Here is a 19369-nt window from a genome sequence, read left to right as displayed (position 1 = left end):
GAACCAGGACATGTCAGAGCATTCGATTCCGCGCGACATAGCGCATGCGAACGGCGCACCGGTCAGCAACAACGTCAATATCCAGACGGCCGGCGCACGCGGCCCCGCGCTGCTGCAGGACGTCTGGCTGATCGAAAAGCTCGCGCACTTCGATCGCGAGGTGATCCCGGAGCGCCGCATGCACGCGAAGGGCGCCGGCGCATACGGCACGTTCACCGTGACACACGACATCACGCGCTACACGAAGGCGAAACTCTTCTCCGAAATCGGCAAGCAGACTCCGATGTTCGTGCGTTTCTCGACGGTGGCCGGCGAGCGCGGCGCGGCCGATGCCGAGCGCGACATCCGCGGCTTCGCGCTGAAGTTTTATACCGACGACGGGAACTGGGATCTGGTCGGCAACAATACGCCGGTGTTCTTCTTCCGCGATCCGTTGCGCTTTCCCGACCTCAATCATGCGGTCAAGCGCGACCCGCGCACGGGAATGCGCAGCGCGGAAAACAACTGGGATTTCTGGTCGCTGCTGCCCGAGGCGCTGCATCAGGTGACGATCGTCATGAGCGAGCGCGGCATTCCGCGATCGTACCGGCACATGCACGGGTTCGGCAGCCATACGTACAGCATGATCAATGCGGCGAACGAGCGGACCTGGGTGAAATTCCATTACCGCTCGCAACAGGGCATCGAGAACCTGACCGACGCACAGGCGGAAGCGCTGATCGCGCGGGACCGCGAAACCCACCAGCGCGACCTGTTCGACAGTATCGAGGGCGGCAATTTTCCGCGCTGGACGCTGTACGTTCAGGTGATGAGCGACGCGCAGGCGAGAGCGTTCCGGTTCGACCCGTTCGATCTCACGAAGGTATGGCCGAAGGCCGAGTTTCCGCTGATCGAAGTCGGCGAATTCGAGCTCAACCGCAATCCCGACAATTTCTTTGCCGAGACGGAGCAGGCCGCGTTTTCGCCGGCGAACGTCGTGCCGGGCATCGGCTATTCGCCCGACCGGATGTTGCAGGCGCGTCTGTTTTCGTACGGCGACGCGCAGCGATATCGGCTGGGCGTCAATTTCGCGCATATCCCGGTGAACGCGCCGAAGTGCCCGTTCCACAGCTATCACCGTGACGGTGCGATGCGAACCGACGGCAATCTCGGCGCCGCGCCTTCGTACTGGCCCAACAGCAAGGGCGCGTGGTCGGACCGTCCGCAGCTGGACGAACCGCCGCTCGAGCTCGACGGCGCGGCCGCGCATTGGGATCATCGTATCGACGACGATCATTATCAGCAGCCGGGCGACCTGTTCCGGCTGATGAATGCACGGCAGCGCCAAAGCCTGTTCGAGACCACCGCGCGACAGCTTGCCGGCGTGTCTGAGCATATCCGGCAGCGTCACATCGACAACTGCTCGCGAGCCGACCCGGCTTATGGCGCAGGAATCGCGGCGGCACTCGCGCGACTGGACGCCGAACGCGAATAGCGGGCGATACCGGCCATGCGCGGCGGCCACCGCCGCCGCGTGGCATCGCGGCCGACGGGCCCGCTCGGCGCCCTGGCGCACATGGCCGACGGCCAGGCCGGCCGCGCCGCACGCGCGAACGGCGCGCGTCACGCATGCGCGGCGGTCTTTGCTTCCAGCATCTTCACGAGCAGATGGAGCGTCCGATTGACCGGCGTGTCGATGCCCGCCGCCCGGCCGCGCCGAACGACCGCGCCGTTCAGGTAATCGATCTCGCCGCGCCTGCCGCGCGCCAGATCCTGGGCCGTCGACGAATACTGGCCCGGCGGAATGGTGGCTTCGATCTGCTCGACGATCGCGGCCGGCCCGTCGGCGAAATGGACGCCTTCGGCTGCGGCGACGGCGATGCATTCGGCGACAGCCGCACGCATCGTTTCACGCAGCGCATCGCGATGCGACATCTCGCCCAACGGCAACTGCACGATGGCCGAAATCGCGTTGTACGCACAATTGAGGACGAACTTGTACCAAAGGGTCGCGCGCACGTCGTCGGCAATCCGGGTTGGAATGCCCGACGTCCGCAGCACCTGCGCCAGCGATTCGCTCGACGCTGACGCCTCCATCGCGAGATCGCCGCGGCCATGGTGCAGCAGGTGCCCGGGGCCTGCCATTTCGCTTGCGACATAAACGGCTGCGCAAATGACCGGGCTTGCGATCTCGGCACGCAGCAGCGCCGCGTTGTCGACGCCATTCTGCAAACTGATCACGAGCGCGTTCGGCGCCAGCACGCGGCTCAATGCGCGCGCTGCGTCGGCGGTATCGCCGGACTTCACGCAGACGAACACCACGTCGGCCGATCTCGCGGCGCCGATGTCGGTCGACGCGTCGGCCGGCACGAACTTGTCGAACGTGCGTGTCTGGATCCGCAGTCCATGATCGCGGATCGCGCCGACGTGCACCGGACGGCCGATGAAAACGACGTCATGACCGTGCAGCGCCAGCATGCCGCCGAAGTAGCAGCCGACCGCGCCGGCGCCAAGAACCGCAAAGCGCATGATTGCTCCAGAGAAGGCGTGAAGGTGTCGCGCATCGTCAAGCGCGCGCAGACGGTGCGTTCGTGCGCCGTCTATCCCTGTGGAACACGTGACGGTTGCGGTTTATTCCCGGCGTCGCTCCGCATGCGGGCCGAACCGCGGCGGCCGGAAACGGCCTTGCACCGGCGTCACGGAAAATCGATGCGCAATGGAATGACTCGCGGTGCTCGGGTGTTGTCCGTCAATGGCGCGTCATCGGGTTGGCGCGCGGTTCCCGATTCCGCACCTCATCCAGATGAACTTCCCAGACTCGCTCCAGATTCCGGCCGTACCCCACCGCCCGCTGACCGGCAGCGATCACCGAACGCTCGCGCTCGCCGCGCTCGGTGGCGCGCTCGAGTTTTACGATTTCGTGATTTACGTGTTTTTCGCCGCCGTCATCGGTCAATTGTTCTTTCCGCCATCGATTCCCGACTGGCTGCGCCAGTTGCAGACCTTCGGCATTTTCGCGGCGGGGTATCTGGCTCGCCCGCTCGGCGGCGTGGTGCTCGCGCATTTCGGCGATCGCGTCGGCCGCAAGCGCATGTTCACGCTGAGCGTGATGATGATGGCCCTGCCGACATTGACGATGGGGCTGCTGCCGACCTACGCGTCGATCGGGATCGCGGCGCCCGTGCTGCTGCTGCTGTGCCGGCTGTTGCAAGGCGCGGCGGTCGGCGGCGAGGTGCCGGGCGCGTGGGTGTTCGTGTCCGAACATGTGCCGCCGCGCCATGTCGGCTACGCGTGCGGGCTGCTGACCGGCGGCCTGACGCTCGGCATCCTGCTCGGCTCGCTGATCGCATCGGCGATCAATCATCATTACTCGCCCGCCGAGATCGGCGCGTATGCGTGGCGGCTGCCTTTCGTCGTCGGCGGCCTGTTCGGCATTGCGTCCGCGATGCTGCGGCGCTGGCTCGCCGAAACACCGGTATTCGAGGACATGAAGCGCAGCCGGGCGCTGACCCGCGAAGTGCCGTTGAAAGCGGTACTGCGCGATCACGGGCGCGCCGTGCTGGTATCGATGATACTCACGTGGACGCTGACCGCCGCGATCGTCGTCGTGATCCTGATGACCCCCACGCTCGTCGCGAAGCGATTTCACATTGCACCGGCGCTCGCGCTGCAGGCCAATACCGCTGCGACGTTCTGCCTGACCATCGGATGCGTCGTCGCCGGCTCGATCGCGGGACGGTTCGGTACGGGCCGCACGATCTTCGTCGGTTGTCTGTTGCTCGGCGCATCGTACTGGCTGATGGCGTCTCAACTCGCCGTCGATCCGGCGCTGCTGTTGCCGCTTTACGCGCTATGCGGCTTCTGCGTCGGGGCGGTGGCGGCGATTCCGGTCGCGATGGTCCGCGCGTTTCCGGCGGCGGTGCGCTTCTCGGGTATCTCGTTCTCGTACAACGTCGCGTATGCCGTGTTCGGCGGCGTCACGCCGGTGTTCGTGTCGATACTGCTCAAATCGTATCCGCACGCGCCTGAACTGTACGTGGGCGTGCTGTGCATCGCGGGTGCGCTGGCGGGCTTCGCGCTGCGTCCTGCGAGGTAAGCGGCGCGCTGCAATATGTACAGCGGACCCCGCCACTGTCGATCGCGCGGCGACACGAGCTCGCGCATGCGTGGACGCGGCGCCGTCCGCAGCGATCGCGCCGGCGTGTCGCCGCGCGTCGCGCAGGCATGCGGATTGCGCGTCGCCCGGCATGCATACGCTTCGGAGGTGTCCGATGAACCGACTCTGGCCGCAGCGCCCGATTCTCGCACTTGGTGTATCCGCAACGTTCGCGCTGGGAGCGGCCGCCGCACCGGCGACACCCGACGTATCGATCGGCCGCTCGGATTACGGCACGACCGCGGCCGGGCAACGGGTGAGCCAGTACACGCTGGCCAACGCGCGCGGCGTCACGTTGAAGATCATCACGTACGGCGGCATCGTTACGACGCTCGAAGTGCCGGATCGCACCGGCAAGGTCGCCGACATCGTGCTCGGCTTCGATTCGCTGCGCGACTACGAAGCGCACAACGGCAACATCCATTTCGGCGCGCTGATCGGCCGCTATGCGAACCGCATCGCGCACGGCCGCTTCACGCTCGACGGCAACACATGGACGCTGCCCGTCAACGATCCGCCGAATACGTTGCACGGCGGCCCCGCCAGCTTCGACGCGAAGGTCTGGACGGTGACAGGCACGCACAGCGACGGAAGCGGTTCGAGCGTGACGCTGCGTTACGTGAGCGCGGATGGCGAGAACGGTTTCCCCGGCACGTTGACGACGGACGTGACCTATACGCTGACGCGCGACAACCTGATCCGCATCGACTATCGCGCAACGACGGACAAGGACACGGTCGTCAACCTGACCAATCACAGCTATTTCAATCTGGCCGGGCACGACGGCGGCAGCGTCGAGCGGCAATTGATCGAGATCGCCGCGTCGCGCTTCACGCCGACCGACGCCACGTCGATCCCGACCGGTCAGCTCGCGAGCGTGACGGGCACGCCGCTGGACCTGCGCGAATCGACGCCGATCGGCGCGCATCTGCGCGACGCGTATCCGCAGCTCGTGCTCGCGCACGGTTACGACCAGAACTGGGTGCTCGACCAGGGCGGGCAGTCCGCGCCCGCGTTTGCCGCGCGCGCGTACGACCCGGCGTCGGGCCGGTTCCTCGAGGTATACACGACGCAACCGGGGCTGCAGTTCTATACGTCGAACGGATTGAACGGCAGCGTGGCGGGCAAGGGCGGGACGGTGTACCGGCAGACTGACGCGTTCGCGCTGGAAGCCGAGCACTTTCCGGACTCGCCGAACCATCCGTCGTTCCCGACCACCGTGCTCAAGCCGGGGCAGACGCTGCACGAGGTCACGGTGTGGAAGGTCGGCGCGCGATGACGCGCCATTGAAGCGGCAAGCGACGCGTCAATGCGACGACACGAACACCTGATCGTCGAACGCCGCAGGAATCGCGAACTGCGCACGCATGCGCTTCGCTTCCTGCGCGGGCGTCAATCCGAACAGCCGCTTGAATTCCCGGCTGAACTGCGACGGGCTCGCGTAGCCGACCGCGTGGCCGGCCGCCTCGGCGGTCAGATCCTGACGCACCATCAGCAGGCGCGCCTGATGCAGCCGCGTCGACTTCAGGTACTGCATGGGCGACACCTGCGTGACCGCCTTGAAGTGGCTGTGAAAGCTCGGCACGCTCATGCCGGCTTCAGCGGCCAGCTGCGCGACATCGAGCGGGCGCGCGTACTCGGCGTGCATCAGCCGCAGCGAACGGCCGATCCGGCCGAACTGGCCGCGCATCGCGAGCGCGCTTCTCATCGCGCTGCCCTGCGCGCCGGTGAGCACGCGGAAATACAGTTCGCGCAGCAGCGCGGTTCCAAGCACCGCCGCTTCCAGCGGCCGGTGCATCGCTTCGACGAAACGCAGCACCGTTGCGTGCATCGCATCGTCCATTGGCGTCGACATCATGCTCTTCGGCGCCTGCACGGGTTCGGCGATTCCCGCGCGGTCGATCTGCGCGGCCAGCTCGGCAGCCAGCGTGAAATCGAGATGCAGGTACAGCGCGAGCAGCGGGCGCTCTGCCGTTGCGTCGGTTTCCATGCTGAACGGCACGGGCACCGATACGGCCAGATAGTGATCGTCGTCGTACAGATAGCATTCGCCGCCGAAATAGCCGCGCTTGGATCCCTGGCACACGATCACGATGCCGGGGTCGTACAGCACGGGCGTGCGCGACAGCGGGCGGTTCGAGCGCAGGATGCGCACGCTCGGCAGCGCGGTCAGGTTATAGCCTTCGTCCGGCGCCAGCGCATGCAACAACGCGAGCAGGCGCTTGCGGCCGCGCGCGGGCGTCGCTGGCGATCGGGGTGACGGCGAGGCAGAAGCGGCACTCATAGTTTTGTGCAAGAAAATCAGCGGAATCGGGCTTATTCGGCGCAGTGGGTCAGACTAGTATGCACGCTTCGATCGATATTCGGGAGAAGCTCAGATGGCATCCGGGAACATCATGCTCATCACCGGCGTCAGCAGCGGTTTTGGCCGTGCGCTCGCCGAGGCGGCGCTGGCCGCCGGTCACACGGTGGTCGGCACCGTGCGAAGCGAAACGGCAAAAGAGGCATTCGAAGCGCTGTCGCCGCAGGCGGCGATCGCGCGCGTGCTCGACGTGACGGACTTCGAGCGCATCGACGGCGTGGTCGCCGACATCGAGGCGCGCGTCGGGCCGGTCGACGTGCTGGTGAACAATGCCGGCTACGGGCACGAAGGGATCATGGAGGAGTCGCCGCTCGCGGAAATGCGCCGGCAGTTCGACGTGAACGTATTCGGCGCCGTCGCGATGATGAAGGCCGTCGTGCCGTTCATGCGCGAACGCCGGCGCGGCCGCATTCTGAACATCACGTCGATGGGCGGCCACATCACGATGCCGGGCATCGCGTATTACTGCGGGAGCAAGTTCGCGCTGGAAGGCATTTCCGAAACGCTCGGCAAGGAGCTCGCGCCGTTCGGCATCGCGGTGACGGCGGTGGCGCCCGGCTCGTTCCGCACCGACTGGGCCGGCCGCTCGATGACGCGCACGCCGCGCTCGATTGCCGATTACGACGCGATCTTCGATCCGATCCGCCGCGCGCGCGAGGAGAAAAGCGGCCGCCAGCCGGGCGACCCGGCCAAGGCTGCACGTGCAATGCTCGCGGTGATCGACGCCGAACATCCGCCCGCGCATCTGTTGCTCGGCAGCGATGCGCTTCGGCTCGTGCGCGAGAAGTGGGCTGCGCTCGAAGACGAAATCCGCGCGTGGGAGGCCGTGACCGTGTCGACGGACGGCTGACGCGCGTTGCGATGCGGGATGCTTCGCATGGTTAGTTGCGTTAAAGACGTGGACGGCGCTAGCTCGGGGTGGGCATGTTATCGGCTTCATGACACGGACTCGTATTTACGCTACAACGACGAGTGCTGCGTCGACCGACGCGGTGTGCCACCGCGCCGCAGATTGCCGCCGACGGCAGCCCGCCCGGGCCGTCGGCCGGCACGCGATGTTCATCTACCCCAAAGGAGCCTACCGCCATGCCGTACATCACCACGAAGGACAACGTCGACATCTTCTACAAGGATTGGGGCCCGAAGGATGCGCAGCCGATCATGTTCCACCATGGCTGGCCGCTGTCCTCCGACGATTGGGATGCGCAGTTGCTGTTCTTCGTTCAGAAAGGCTATCGCGTGATCGCGCACGATCGCCGCGGGCACGGCCGCTCGGCCCAGGTTTCCGACGGTCATGACATGGATCACTACGCGGCCGACGCATTCGCGGTGGCCGAGGCGCTCGACCTGCGCAATGCGGTGCATATCGGTCATTCGACCGGCGGCGGTGAAGTCGCGCGCTACGTGGCCCGTCACGGCGAGCCGGCCGGCCGCGTCGCGAAGGCCGTGCTGGTCAGCGCGGTGCCGCCGCTGATGCTGAAGACCGACGCGAATCCGGAAGGTTTGCCGCTCGAAGTATTCGACGGATTCCGCAAGGCGCTCGCCGACAATCGCGCGCAGTTTTTCCTGGACGTGCCGTCCGGCCCGTTCTACGGTTTCAACCGTCCCGGCGCGGTCGTCCATCAGGGGGTGATCCAGAACTGGTGGCGCCAGGGGATGATCGGCAGCGCGAAGGCGCATTACGAAGGCATCAAGGCGTTCTCGGAAACCGACCAGACCGAAGACCTGCGGTCGATCTCGGTGCCGACGCTCGTGCTGCACGGCGAAGACGACCAGATCGTGCCGATTGCCGATTCGGCGCTGAAGTCGGTCAAGCTGCTGAAGAACGGCACGCTGAAGACGTATCCGGGCTTTTCCCACGGGATGCTGACCGTGAATGCGGATGTGCTGAACGCGGACCTGCTGGCGTTCGTGCAGGCGTGATGGCGTAGCGGCGTGACGGCGTGACGTCGCGGCGCGCTCCGGCTCCGGCCGGCTGCGTCGCTATTGCACGGGCCGAATCGCCGCGCTGTCCGCCGCTAGCCATTGCGCAGGAATACGACGTAGCCGCGGAACCACGGATTTGCCGCGAGGTACGGCGGCGCGTCCCATTCGCCGCCCTGGATCAAGCCGATCCGAAACGGCAGCCGCAGCCGCGCGACGCGCGGCAGATAAGCCGCATAGTCGGGAATCGTGCGACGCCCCTGGTACGTCTGCACGACGACTTCATCGACGATCCCCCGGACCTGGTTGACCTGGTCGGTATCGATGCGACTGCTCCAGTCGAGCAGCCCCGTAATGCTCAACCGGCAATCGGCGGGCAGCGTTTCCCGCAGTGTCCGCAGAAATTCCACGTAGTCCTGCAGGTGACGCGTGCGCGCGTCGAAGTCGATCTGAATGCCGGTGATGGTACGGCCCGACGCGCGCCAGCGCTCGAGCCGGGCAAGCATGATCTGCGTGACGCGCGGCGTCCAGCGCAGCGTATGTGCACGATAGACGAGCCACACGCGTGCGTGCGGCGCAGGCGGCAGCGCGACGCCCTGCGCGATCACGCGCACCAGCGATTCGTCGCGCGGCGATGCTTCGATCTGCCCCTGCAGCACGTAGACGGTGCGGGCGCCGCTGAGCACCGGCTGCGGCTTCACGCCCGCCCACAGCCAGAACGCGTCGTACCGCGCCGGATCGACGGTGCCGGCCAGCGCGACGCGGCAGGCCAGCAGCACCGCGATACAGGCGGCGCGCTTCACGCGGCGCTCACCAGTAGTAGCGCAGCTTCTGCGCCCACGGGGTGCCCGGATAGGCGGTCTTCAGCGTATCGAACCAGCGCTTGCGCGTGTTCTTCGGCGCGTCCTTGCCGCCGCATTCGTTATAGCCGGACGGCGCATAGCATTTGATCGCGCGATACAGCGCGTACGCGCGATCGTTCGGATTTGCCTGCGCATCGGCCATCACGGTCACGTAGCTCGACATCCGCTCGTACGGCTGGCCCGCGAACTGCGACGGCGCGCCGCCGAGCGTCGGCGGCACGCGCGTGGCGGCGGCCGCCGACGCGTTGCGCATCCACGACGGTACCGGGTCGCCTTCGACGCCCGGCGCGGGCGGATGGAGGCGCACGAAATCGGCGACGCAGTTGAGGCCTTTCGCATCGCGCGGATTCTGCTGCAGCGCCGCGGCGATGTCGCGGGCGGACGGGCACGCGTAGCCGTCCTCGTTGCGCGAGCCGGCTGCGATGAACGGTTTCAACGGGGCGGCCGGTGCGCCGGACACCAGCGCGGTATCGGCGATGAAGTCGGCGTAGCGCGCGCGCGTGAGCTCCTTGTACAGCAGCGTGTACAGCGCGGTGTCGCGCACTGCGCCGCCGTTCGCCGGATTCTGCGCCTGCGTGCGCAACAGGTCCGCACCGGCCGTGCGCTGAAGCAGGACGGCCCGGATCGCGGGGTTTTGCACCGGCGAATCGTCGGCGAACACGTCGTTGACGAGGCCGGCCTGCTCCAGATTGATCGCCAGCGCGAGCTCCAGCGCTTCGCGCTGGAAGCGCAATTTCGCGGCGGGGATCAGATCGCGCCACAGCCGGCGCGCGCTGTCGCCCTGTCCGCTGTCTTCGAGCGCGAACGCGCGCAGCGCCTGCTGGCTCAGGCCGAAATAGTCGAGCGGCGCGGCAGGCGTTTGCGGCAGCAACGCGAGTGCCGCCTCGGGCTTGTGCCCGATCTGGACGTACCACGTCGCGAGCAGGTAGTCGTACAACGCGGGCGCGTTCGCGAAACGGGATTTCTGCGCTTGCAGTTCGTCGAGCGTCAGCGGTTTGTCGCGGCTCGCATCGCTGCTGCCGGACGTGCGCATGCGCAGCAGATCGATGGTCGCGAGCACGGTCGGCGACTGGATCTGGCGTTCGTCGAGTTCCGACCCGAACAGCAGCTTGCTGTCGAATTCGTTCGCCAGCTGGATCAGCGCCATGTTGGACGTCGCCGGCGACCAGCGGGCGAGCGCGTGACCGTAGAGGTCGGCCTGCTGCGATACGTTTCCGCCGAGCCATGCGACGCGCCGCAACAGTCCGGCGGCGGAAACCGCATAGCGGCCCTGTGGATAGACCTTCAGGTAGGTGCGAAACACGGTGTCCGCGGCATCGAGCGATACCTTCGTCACGCGCGCGCGCGACGGAGTCGGACTGTCGTGGTCGAACGCATTGGCCTGCGCCGCGTTCAGTTGCGCGCGCCCGGCCATGTAGAGGCCGGTTTCCTTCAGCCAGGGGTTAGCGCTGTGCGACGCACTCGCGAACGCCCGGGTCGCGGCGAGGAAGTCGGCGCGGTAGAACGCGTACGTGCCGTCGAGGTACGTCGCGAACTGCTGGCCGAGCGGCGACTTCACGGGCGGCCGCGTCCATGCGGCGCTCGCGCCGCCCGCCGCACAGGTTTTCTGCGCGATGTCGGCGCGTGCCGCGCGCAGCCGTGCGGCTTCGTCGGCGGGAACGCTCGCGGCGCCCGCCAGTGCGTCATTGAATGCGGCGGCGCCCGATTCCATGCTGAGGCAGATGCTGCCTTCGCCGTCGGCGTACCGGTTCGACGCTGCATCGGCGCCCGGCGCACCCTCGGTTACGTCGGGCGCTTTCTGGCCGATATCGATCCACCCGGAAAAATCCATCGGGAACGGCACGATGATGCGGTCGATCCGCTCTTTCGCCGGGATCGTCTTCGGGTCCGGAAACACCTGCGCGACCTTGCCGCTGTCAACCATCATCAGCATCGCATTGATGCGCGTGTCGTTCGCGGGGCTCAGCATCGGCACGTTGCCGCACGAGTACGCGCTCTGTCGGAGCGTGGGCGGCGCATTGCAGGTGTAGTCCGAACTGGCGTGAGCGGCGGGGACGCCAAGGAGGCCGGCCGCGAGCGCGGCAAGCAGGTTTCGGTGCAGTGTCGAATTTTTGGGCATTTTTCTTTTGTTGGCGTGGGCCGCGACGGCCGGTCTCTCAGCGGGCATTTCGCCTCGGCGCGTATCGTACCTCACGCGCCGCCTCGGCAGGCGGCGCGCGCAGGGCGACGCAGACGCTCGACGATACGCGGCCGGACCTCACAACGCCGCCGTCGTGCGTGGCGGCGTGTGCGTGTGGCGATGCGTGCGACCTTACGCGCGGCTCGACGATCCGCAGGGGCCTGCGCGGCGAACCGGCGTCGCCGCCCGATCACGCGGTCAGCCCTGCGCGCATCACGCGTCGTTGGCCGCGCTGTCGTTCACGTCGCCTTCGATCGCAGCCATCAGATCGTCGACGCCAACCATCAGCGCCCGAACCTGCCGCAGCGATTCGTATTGATGCAGCACCGCGTGCCAGGACGGCAATTCGAGCAGTGCGTGCCAGATGACGTCGAGGCCGTGCGGGTCGGGGTTCCGGTGTTGCGCCAGCGCGCTGGCATAGTCGAGGCTCGCCGGCGCGGACAGCAGTTGCATGCGACTGGCGGCGCCGAGCAGGCGCGGCGCCGGATCGGCCGATGCGTCGCAGCAATACAGCACTTGGTGTTCGAGTGCCGCGTCGTCGTTCGCCAGCGCGTGCAGCGACGCGCCGTGCAGGCGCACCGCGCCTTCGCGCGCGTCGAACGCATAAACGGTGTGCGGATCGGCCTGCGCGAGAAGATGCAGGCCGCGCAGCAGGCGCGGCAGGTCGGTCGTCGCGGCATCCGCCGACGCCTTCGCCTCGACGAGAAACCGCACGTGCCATGCGGCCGACGGATCGCCGCCGCGCGCGCGCTCGAGCAGCACCGCATCCCATTCGGTTTTCGCGCGATCGTGCTTGCCGGGAATCGCCGCGGGCACACGCATCGACGTGACCACGCGATACGTGCTGTGCGCATCGCCCGCATCGAGTTGTGCGGCCAATGCGCGCAGCGCCTGCGCGGCCAGCGCCTCGACGGCTGCGCCGCGCTGTTGCGACGTGACGCCTTGCGCGAGCGCCGGCGCACTCCCGACGAGCGGCCCCTGGCGCGCCCACAGCGTCCGGTACCGCCGGACGTCCGGATCCGTCGATAGCGCGTCGGCGCGCAAGAGGCGGGCAAGCGCGGGGTTGTCCGCGAGCCTGACGATGTCCTGTTCGAACGCGGTCGCGGTGGCCATCTCCGGTTGCGCGAGCAGGTGCCGCAGCGTTGCGTCGACGTCGTCCCACGACGCGCGCGCGGCCGCCGCATGCAGTCGCGCGAGCGGTTCCAGCTGCCACGCCTGCGCGTGACGTTCGAGCCTCGCCGGATGCGCGATCGTGTTGATCGCCGAGCGCAGCGTGCGGCGATCCTGCTCGGCATGCGCGGCGAGCGACGCGTATTCGCGCACGGCCGCCGCGCGATGCCGCAACACCGCGGCCTGGAAGGCCGGATCGCCGGATTGCGGGTTCATCGCGTCGCCGATCATCCGCGCGAGCGCATCGACGAAACGCTGTTGCAGCGCCGGCTCGGGCGTGCTGCCGTCGGCCTTCAGCCGGCGCGCCTCCTCGATCACGATCGCGATGACGGTGGCCGGATTCGCAGCCTCGGTCAGCGACGACGCACGCACGAGCGGCGGCAGCCGGAAGCGGCGGTCGACGGTGCGCAGCACTTCGGCCAGCCGGGCGGGCAACGGGGTCGGCGGCATGGCGAATCCGTCAGGCCGTCAGCGTCACCGACAGGCTGCCGAGTTCGCCGAAGCGCACCGTCAGCGCGTCGCCGAGCGGCACTTCGATCGCGCCCGCATACGAGCCGGTCGTCACGATCTGGCCGGCGCGCACGCCGTCGCCGCGCGATGCGAGGAAATTCACGAGCCACACGAGCGGCTTGAGCGGATCGCCGTCCGGATGGCGGCCGTCTATCGTGCGATTCAGCGCGCCGTCGAACGACAGCGCGAGCGTTTCGAGCGGCACGTTCAGGCCGTCCGGCACGGCGGGGCCCACGCACAGCCCCTGGTTGAACTGGCCGTCGGCGAGCAGTTCGAACTTCGACGCGCGCGCGGGCTCCGCATAACGGCACCCGAGTACCTCGAGCACGATGCGCACTTCGCGGATCGCCCCGCGCACGTCGTTCTCGTCGTACGGCTGTGCACGGGCGGGCAGGTCGCGATCGAGCACGAACGCGATTTCCGGCTCGATCCGCACGATCGGGCCGCCGACGACGCGGTACGGCGCATCGGCTGCGCGGATCGTCGACGCGAAGATCGGCGCGACGATCACGCGATCGGGCGGCGGCAGCGCGCATTTCCATCCGCCGATGGTTTCGCCGAGCAGATCGGCGACGCGATGCTGGATCGCCAGCGCGGTATCGACGCCCTCCGGACGAAAGGCGTCGGGCAGCAGCGGGCCGGGCACGCCGGCATGGCGGGCGGCGACGAGATGCTGGGCGGCGCCGTCCACGCGTTCGGTAGTCGTTGTCATGTCGGTTGAGCGAATTGAAAGTGAGCCGGCGAAAAAGGGGCCGGACGAAGGTCGCAAAACTGATGATAGCGCCTTCGGCGGGTAGCCCGCTCGGTTCACGTCCGTTGCACGGTGCGGCTTCGATCGCGCCGCGCGGCGCTTTGCCGCACAGCTGGCCGCCGGCGAATCTTGATCTCCGTCAAGCTGCGGGCGCGTGCTCCGCCGATGATGCGGACATGGCCGCATGCGCTACCGCGCGCGGCCGCTCACCCCAGCGAGGTTCGCATGTACGAGAAGATCATGGTGGCCGTCGACGGCAGCGCGTCGTCGAAGCAGGCCCTTGCCGAAGCATTGAAGGTCGCGCGCGCGACCGGCGCGCACGTCAGCGCGGTGTATGTGGTCGACAAGTCGGTGCTGTTTACGTATGCCGGCCGTTTCGACCCGCATGCGCTCGTCGAGGAAATCCGCGACGACGGCCGCAAGGTGCTGCTTGAAGCCGAACGGACGATCGCGCAGGCCGGCGCCAAAGGCGAGGGCGAGCTCGTCGAGACCGAAAGCATCGGCGAGGACGTCGCGGAGCGCCTGCAGCGCTACGTGAAGGAGAGCGCGATCGATCTCGCGGTGGTCGGCACGCACGGCCGTCGCGGGATTCAGCGCGTGCTGCTCGGCAGCGTGGCCGAGCGGTTCCTGCGCGGATCGAGCTGCCCGGTGCTGCTGATTCGCGGCAACGATTCCGCCGTGCCGGCATCCGCCGCGGCAGCCTGACGCGGCCCGCACGATGATACGTCGCCAAGCGCGGATCGTCGTCGCGGCGATCGCCGTGTTCGTATCGCTCGCGGGGATGATGGCCGTCGTGACCGGCTTGCTGTTCGACGAAGCGATCATGCTGCGCGGCGGCGCGATCGCGTTGATCGCCGGTGTCGCGGCGTTCGTCGTGATGCTGAACCCGGGGCCGAAGGGCGAAGGGTGACGGCGGCACGCCGATGGCGAGCGATGGCGACGCCGGCCGTCGCCGCATCGCCGGCGCGGTTGCGCGGGTTCCGGTCCTGCCGCTTCCCCCGTATTTGCGGCGCCTTGGCCGATCGGCATCTTTGCTCGTGCCGATCTGCATTCAATGGGTTCGGCAACTTCCGCAATACGCGCCCGGCCGGACGACTCGCGCATGCGCGCACAGGGGGATGGCAGATCGGCTTTCGCATCGATCTCCGCTCTCCGGCGGCAAACACACGACCATCGTCGTGCTGCAGCGCCCGCGGATCATCCGCATGCGGCAATCTCCGATGCGCAACAGCGTCGCGCGACGCAAATGCCGCGCGGCCTTTTCGTGACCGGGACGCCGGCGCGGCGACGCCAGCGGTGAAACGGCGCGATGCCCGAAAACCCGATCTGTCCGTACATCCGCGTCGCGGTATTGCCGCGCGCCGGTGCGGCCCGCTTCGGCGCCGGGCCATGCGCATCGGCGGCTGATCCGCTTCGGCTGCCGGCGATGCACGCGGCGTATTCGACGGGGCGACCCCGTTTTCGGCGGCGTGCGCTTCTGTCAAACTTGCGCCCATGACTCCGCGCGTTGCGTTACCGCCTTCTTCCGATCCCGTGCCTGCGCCCGCAGGCTTTCCCGATGCCGACGAACTCGCCGCGCTGCGCGCATGGTACGCGGGCATGACCGTTCGCCAGGCCGTCGAGCGCTATCTGCCCGACCGGCTCGGCGAACGACGGTCCGCGCGCGGCGTGATCGGCGCAATTCGAAGGCGCCTCGTGCGCGTCGCACGTCAGGCGGGGCGACCCGATCTGGCCGAGCAACTCGGTCATGACGACAGCGAACGCATGCAGATGGCCAACGCAGCGGCCGACGCGATCGGCCAGCTGCGCCATGCGCGGCCGCCGGTGCCGCAGATCGGCGACGACGTCGGCCTGTGGCTGCCGGCGCGCGCGGTCGTCGCGCTGCGCGCGCACGGGATCGCGACGCTCGCCGATCTGACCGTGCGGATTCCGCGCCGGCGTCAGTGGTGGCGCGCGATCGCCGGGCTCGGCGTTGCGAGCGCGCGGCGCATCGAGGCGTTCTTTTCCGCGTATCCCGATCTGACCGAGCGTGCGCGTGCGTTGATCGCGGCGCAGCCGCGCAGCGGCATCGTTCCGTGGGAGCGATTGAAGCTGCCGCACGAAGTCGATGGATCGGCCGGCACGTTCCGTGCGCCGCGCGCCACCAGTACGCTCGACGCTGACAACGATTATGCGGCCGTGCATGCATGGCTGTCGCTGCATGAATCGGCTGCGACGCGCCGCGCGTACCGGAAGGAGGCCGAGCGGCTGATTCTGTGGGCGATCGTCGAACGCGGGCGCGCGCTGTCGTCTCTGACGACCGAGGACGCGGTCGCCTATCGCGCGTTCTTGCGCAACCCGACGCCGCACGAACGGTGGGTCGGTCCCGTGCGCCCGCGCGGCGCGCCGGACTGGCGGCCGTTTTCGGGCGCGTTGTCCGCGCGTTCGGCCGCATACACGCTATCGGTCCTCGGCGCGTTGTTCCGCTGGCTGATCGAACAGCGCTATCTGCTCGCGAATCCGTTCGCGGGTGTCAAGGTGCGCGACACGCGCGGGGCGAACGCGCTCGACACGTCGCATGCGTTCACCGAAGGCGAGTGGCTGCTCGTGCGCACGATCGCGGACGGGCTCGAATTTCGCAAGCACGCGTCGTCGGGCGCATCGCCTTCCGCCTGGACGCCGGCCGCGGCACAACGATTGCGCTTCATCGTCGATTTCGGCTATGCGACGGGGCTGCGCGCGAGCGAACTCGTCGGCGCGACGCTTGGCGACATCGAGACCGACGCGCACGGCGACGCGTGGCTGAAGGTGATCGGCAAGGGCAGGAAGGTTGCACGCGTCGCGCTGCCGCCGCTCGCGCGCACCGCGCTCGACCGGTATCTGGTTGCGCGGCGACTGCCGGTGACGCCGGTACGCTGGCGGCCCGACACGCCGCTGATTCCGAGTCTCGCGGAAGACGGCGCGGCCGGGATCACGAGCGTGCGATTGTGGAAGGTGATGCAGCGTTTCTTCGTGCAGACCGCGGCGCTCGTCGACGACGACAACCCGGCGCTCGCGCAGAAGCTGCGGCAGGCGAGCCCGCACTGGATGCGCCACACGCATGCGACGCATGCGCTCGCGCGCGGTGCGGAACTGACGACCGTGCGCGACAACTTGCGGCACGCATCGATTTCGACGACGTCGATTTATCTGCACGGGGACGACGTGAAGCGCGCGCGCCAGATGTCGAGCGCGTTTTCGGCCGACAAATAGGGACTTGCAAGAGGGGTTTGCAAGCGAGCGATGCACGAACGGTTGCATACGAAGCGAACGGAACGACGCGTACCGATGGCGGTCAGACGGTTTATTCGATAACGGCGCGGGCACGCGTCTGCCGCGCACCCCGTTGGAGAACACGAATGGAGACATCCGCACACCCGCGGGCACGGCAGCGTGCCCGCCGCGCATGGCACGCGCTGATCGCCGCGTGCTGGATGAGCTGGAGCGCGCTGTCGTTCGGCGCGGACGGCGCGGCGGCGCTCATCGACCGCTATCGCGGCCTCGGCGAGCAACTGAAGAACAATCCTTTTCATCGCCCGCTGTACCTCGAATCGTCCGAGGCGTCGTCATCGCTGAAGGGCGATATTTACGCGGTCGTCGATTATCCGTTCTCCGTCGTCAACGGCAAGCTGAACGATCCCGCGCAGGGGCCGGCGAACTGGTGCGCGGTGCTGATCCTGCACCTGAACACGAAGTATTGTCATGCGTCCGCCGGCAGCGACGGCCCGGTGCTCGACGTGAACATCGGCCGCAAGATCGAGCAGAAGCTGTCGGATACCTACCGCGTGCAGTTCCGCTATCGCGTGGCCGCCGCGACGCCCGACTACTTTCAGGTCGACCTGACCGCCGACAGCGGCCCGATGGGCACGAAGGACTACCGGATCGCGCTGGAGGCCGTGCCGGTCGGCGCGTCGCGCACGTTCCTGCACCTCACGTATTCATACGGCTTCGGCACGGTCGGCCGCATGGCGATGAAGACCTACCTCGCGACGGTCGGCAGCGACAAGGTCGGGTTTACGACCGTCGGCGGCGCGTCGGCCGCGCAGCCGCAATACATCGGCGGCGTGCGCGGATTGCTGGAGCGCAACACGATGCGCTACTACCTTGCGATCGACGCGTATCTCGCGACGCTCGACAAGCCGCTCGACCAGCGCCTCGCGCGCTGGTTCGATGCGACCGAGCAATATCCGCAGCAACTGCACGAGGTCGAGCGCGGCGCGTATCTGCAAATGAAGGCGCAGGAAGTGCAGCGGCAGCAGACGGCGCGATGACGCCGCCTGCTCCCGGGCTGCCCGGCGTCGATCAGTTCGACGCGCCGCCGACCGTGCGAATGCTGCGCCATTGCCCCTGTTCGACGCGGAACAGCGTGTAGGGCGGCTTGATCAGATCGCCGCGTTCGTCGAATGAGATCTTGCCGGTCACGCCCGTGACGGACACGCGCGCGAGGCTCGCGACGATCTTGCCGCGATCGCCCGAATCGGCGTTGTGGACCGCCGCGATCATCGCGAGCGCCGCGTCGTACGCGAACGGCGCATACAGTTCGACGTCCTGGTTAAAGCGCGCCTTGTAGCGTTGCGCGAATGCGATCGCCGAAGGCAGCTTGTCGAGCGCCGGACCCGGTTCGAGATCCTGCGTGCCTTCGCCCGCGTTGCCGGCGATCTTCACGAATGCATTGCTCTTCAGCGCACCGGCGCCGAACAGCTGCGCGCGAATGCCGAGCGAGCGCATCTGCTTGACCAGCATCGCACCCTGTTCGTCGAGGCCGCCGAAGAACAGCAGGTCGATGTTGTTGCTCTTCATCGTCGTCAGGATCCCGCGGAAATCGACCGCCTTGTCGTTCGTGTATTCGCGGCCGACGATGCTGCCGTGCGCGTCCTTCACGCCTTTTTCGAACGCGTCCGCGAGGCCCTGGCCGAATGCGGTGCGGTCGTCGATGATGCCGATCCGCTTGGCCTTCAGCTGCTCGACCGCGAAGCGTCCGGCGACCACGCCGCCGACGCCGTCGTGCCCCATCGTGCGGAATACGTTCTTGAAGCCCTGCATCGTCAGTTGCGGATTCGTCGAGCCGGGCGTGATCATCGCGACGTTCGCCTGTTTGTAGACGGCCGACGCGGGGATGCTGCAGCCGGAGTTGTAGTGCCCGATCACGCCGACCACGCCGTCGTCGACGAGCTTCTGCGCGACCTGGATCGCGATGCGCGGATCGGCCTGGTCGTCCTGAACGTCGAGCACGAAACGCACCGGCTTGCCGCCGACGGTCGGATGTTTCGCGTTCTCCTCGTCGAGTGCGAGTTGCGCGCCGTATTGCAGGTCCTTGCCGACGCGCGCGACCGGCCCTGTCAGCGGCCCGGCAAAGCCGATCTTGATGGTTTCCGGGTCCGCGGCCTGCACGGACGCAGCGGCGGTGCCGATTGAGCAGACGGCCAGCCATGCCAGCCAGTTACGACGATTCATGATG

Annotated in this window: 16 protein-coding genes; 9 read left to right on the top strand and 7 right to left on the bottom strand. The window is 67.6% G+C overall.

Translation table 11 applies throughout. From position 1 onward, the window contains the following. Positions 1 to 10: 10 nt before the first annotated feature. Entirely contained in the window at positions 11 to 1474 is a 1464-nt protein-coding gene (locus WK25_RS17070) for a catalase (RefSeq protein ID WP_069242179.1), read from the top strand. Between the two features lie 128 nt (positions 1475 to 1602). On the opposite strand, the gene WK25_RS17065 is transcribed toward WK25_RS17070, so the two are convergent. Further along, the gene (locus WK25_RS17065) at positions 1603 to 2508 is read right to left on the bottom strand and encodes a ketopantoate reductase family protein (protein WP_059545993.1); all 906 of its coding nucleotides are present in this window, start codon (positions 2506 to 2508) and stop codon (positions 1603 to 1605) included. Positions 2509 to 2782: 274 nt separating this feature from the next. Between WK25_RS17065 and WK25_RS17060 the strand changes: the two genes are divergently transcribed. Both WK25_RS17060 and WK25_RS17055 read left to right on the top strand, forming a co-directional pair. Next, complete coding sequence (locus tag WK25_RS17060; RefSeq protein ID WP_069242178.1) at positions 2783 to 4075, top strand: MFS transporter; 1293 nt, start codon at positions 2783 to 2785, stop codon at positions 4073 to 4075. 175 nt (positions 4076 to 4250) lie between these two features. Beyond that, positions 4251 to 5414, top strand: coding sequence for an aldose epimerase family protein (locus tag WK25_RS17055; RefSeq protein ID WP_069242449.1), 1164 nt, complete (start codon positions 4251 to 4253; stop codon positions 5412 to 5414). Between the two features lie 27 nt (positions 5415 to 5441). Here the strand turns inward: WK25_RS17055 and WK25_RS17050 are convergent, their stop codons facing one another. Continuing rightward, positions 5442 to 6419, bottom strand: a complete 978-nt coding sequence (locus tag WK25_RS17050) for an AraC family transcriptional regulator (protein WP_069242177.1) — start codon at positions 6417 to 6419, stop codon at positions 5442 to 5444. A 94-nt stretch (positions 6420 to 6513) separates the two neighbouring features. Here WK25_RS17050 and WK25_RS17045 point away from each other — a divergent pair, with 94 nt between their 5' ends. Further along, positions 6514 to 7347, top strand: coding sequence for an oxidoreductase (locus WK25_RS17045; protein WP_038570681.1), 834 nt, complete (start codon positions 6514 to 6516; stop codon positions 7345 to 7347). Between the two features lie 236 nt (positions 7348 to 7583). Then, positions 7584 to 8420 (top strand): alpha/beta fold hydrolase, encoded by an 837-nt coding sequence (locus WK25_RS17040; protein ID WP_038570678.1) that lies wholly within the window; start codon positions 7584 to 7586, stop codon positions 8418 to 8420. Positions 8421 to 8515: 95 nt separating this feature from the next. On the opposite strand, the gene WK25_RS17035 is transcribed toward WK25_RS17040, so the two are convergent. From WK25_RS17035 to WK25_RS17020, 4 genes are all read right to left on the bottom strand, one after another. Then, the gene (locus WK25_RS17035; protein ID WP_069242176.1) at positions 8516 to 9223 is read right to left on the bottom strand and encodes a DUF3142 domain-containing protein; all 708 of its coding nucleotides are present in this window, start codon (positions 9221 to 9223) and stop codon (positions 8516 to 8518) included. Between the two features lie 7 nt (positions 9224 to 9230). Beyond that, the gene (locus WK25_RS17030; RefSeq protein ID WP_069242175.1) at positions 9231 to 11402 is read right to left on the bottom strand and encodes a hypothetical protein; all 2172 of its coding nucleotides are present in this window, start codon (positions 11400 to 11402) and stop codon (positions 9231 to 9233) included. Positions 11403 to 11675: 273 nt separating this feature from the next. Continuing rightward, positions 11676 to 13082, bottom strand: coding sequence for a 3-deoxy-D-arabino-heptulosonate 7-phosphate synthase (locus tag WK25_RS17025; RefSeq protein ID WP_069242174.1), 1407 nt, complete (start codon positions 13080 to 13082; stop codon positions 11676 to 11678). Positions 13083 to 13092: 10 nt separating this feature from the next. Further along, positions 13093 to 13854 (bottom strand): 2-keto-4-pentenoate hydratase, encoded by a 762-nt coding sequence (locus tag WK25_RS17020; RefSeq protein WP_069242173.1) that lies wholly within the window; start codon positions 13852 to 13854, stop codon positions 13093 to 13095. 264 nt (positions 13855 to 14118) lie between these two features. Between WK25_RS17020 and WK25_RS17015 the strand changes: the two genes are divergently transcribed. The 4 genes from WK25_RS17015 to WK25_RS17000 all read left to right on the top strand — a co-directional run bounded on the left by WK25_RS17015 (position 14119) and on the right by WK25_RS17000 (position 18182). Further along, positions 14119 to 14598, top strand: a complete 480-nt coding sequence (locus tag WK25_RS17015; protein WP_059545979.1) for a universal stress protein — start codon at positions 14119 to 14121, stop codon at positions 14596 to 14598. 13 nt (positions 14599 to 14611) lie between these two features. Continuing rightward, complete coding sequence (locus tag WK25_RS17010; RefSeq protein ID WP_069242172.1) at positions 14612 to 14803, top strand: DUF2964 family protein; 192 nt, start codon at positions 14612 to 14614, stop codon at positions 14801 to 14803. Between the two features lie 584 nt (positions 14804 to 15387). Beyond that, the gene (locus WK25_RS17005) at positions 15388 to 17124 is read left to right on the top strand and encodes a site-specific integrase (protein ID WP_069242171.1); all 1737 of its coding nucleotides are present in this window, start codon (positions 15388 to 15390) and stop codon (positions 17122 to 17124) included. Between the two features lie 146 nt (positions 17125 to 17270). Further along, a complete protein-coding gene (locus WK25_RS17000) occupies positions 17271 to 18182 on the top strand; it encodes a hypothetical protein (protein WP_059545972.1) in 912 nt (303 codons plus the stop codon). A gap of 31 nt (positions 18183 to 18213) precedes the next feature. Here WK25_RS17000 and WK25_RS16995 read toward each other — a convergent pair whose 3' ends face one another. After that, positions 18214 to 19365 (bottom strand): branched-chain amino acid ABC transporter substrate-binding protein, encoded by a 1152-nt coding sequence (locus tag WK25_RS16995; RefSeq protein ID WP_069242170.1) that lies wholly within the window; start codon positions 19363 to 19365, stop codon positions 18214 to 18216. Positions 19366 to 19369 lie beyond the last annotated feature (4 nt).

The sequence above is a fragment of the Burkholderia latens genome (assembly GCF_001718795.1).
Classification (GTDB): domain Bacteria; phylum Pseudomonadota; class Gammaproteobacteria; order Burkholderiales; family Burkholderiaceae; genus Burkholderia; species Burkholderia latens_A.
The sequence above is the reverse complement of the archived record's forward strand: the minus strand, read 5'-3'. Positions and strand labels throughout refer to the sequence as shown.

Bases quoted from the DNA above. Each gene is read 5' to 3' on its own strand.
- WK25_RS17000 (WP_059545972.1), top strand. From the start codon at position 17,271: ATGGAGACATCCGCACACCCGCGGGCACGGCAGCGTGCCCGCCGCGCA.
- WK25_RS17070 (WP_069242179.1), top strand. From the start codon at position 11: ATGTCAGAGCATTCGATTCCGCGCGACATAGCGCATGCGAACGGCGCA.
- WK25_RS17065 (WP_059545993.1), bottom strand. From the start codon at position 2,508: ATGCGCTTTGCGGTTCTTGGCGCCGGCGCGGTCGGCTGCTACTTCGGC.
- WK25_RS17040 (WP_038570678.1), top strand. From the start codon at position 7,584: ATGCCGTACATCACCACGAAGGACAACGTCGACATCTTCTACAAGGAT.
- WK25_RS17060 (WP_069242178.1), top strand. From the start codon at position 2,783: ATGAACTTCCCAGACTCGCTCCAGATTCCGGCCGTACCCCACCGCCCG.
- WK25_RS17010 (WP_069242172.1), top strand. From the start codon at position 14,612: ATGATACGTCGCCAAGCGCGGATCGTCGTCGCGGCGATCGCCGTGTTC.
- WK25_RS17025 (WP_069242174.1), bottom strand. From the start codon at position 13,082: ATGCCGCCGACCCCGTTGCCCGCCCGGCTGGCCGAAGTGCTGCGCACC.
- WK25_RS17050 (WP_069242177.1), bottom strand. From the start codon at position 6,419: ATGAGTGCCGCTTCTGCCTCGCCGTCACCCCGATCGCCAGCGACGCCC.
- WK25_RS17005 (WP_069242171.1), top strand. From the start codon at position 15,388: ATGACTCCGCGCGTTGCGTTACCGCCTTCTTCCGATCCCGTGCCTGCG.
- WK25_RS17030 (WP_069242175.1), bottom strand. From the start codon at position 11,402: ATGCCCAAAAATTCGACACTGCACCGAAACCTGCTTGCCGCGCTCGCG.
- WK25_RS17015 (WP_059545979.1), top strand. From the start codon at position 14,119: ATGTACGAGAAGATCATGGTGGCCGTCGACGGCAGCGCGTCGTCGAAG.
- WK25_RS17055 (WP_069242449.1), top strand. From the start codon at position 4,251: ATGAACCGACTCTGGCCGCAGCGCCCGATTCTCGCACTTGGTGTATCC.
- WK25_RS16995 (WP_069242170.1), bottom strand. From the start codon at position 19,365: ATGAATCGTCGTAACTGGCTGGCATGGCTGGCCGTCTGCTCAATCGGC.
- WK25_RS17020 (WP_069242173.1), bottom strand. From the start codon at position 13,854: ATGACAACGACTACCGAACGCGTGGACGGCGCCGCCCAGCATCTCGTC.
- WK25_RS17045 (WP_038570681.1), top strand. From the start codon at position 6,514: ATGGCATCCGGGAACATCATGCTCATCACCGGCGTCAGCAGCGGTTTT.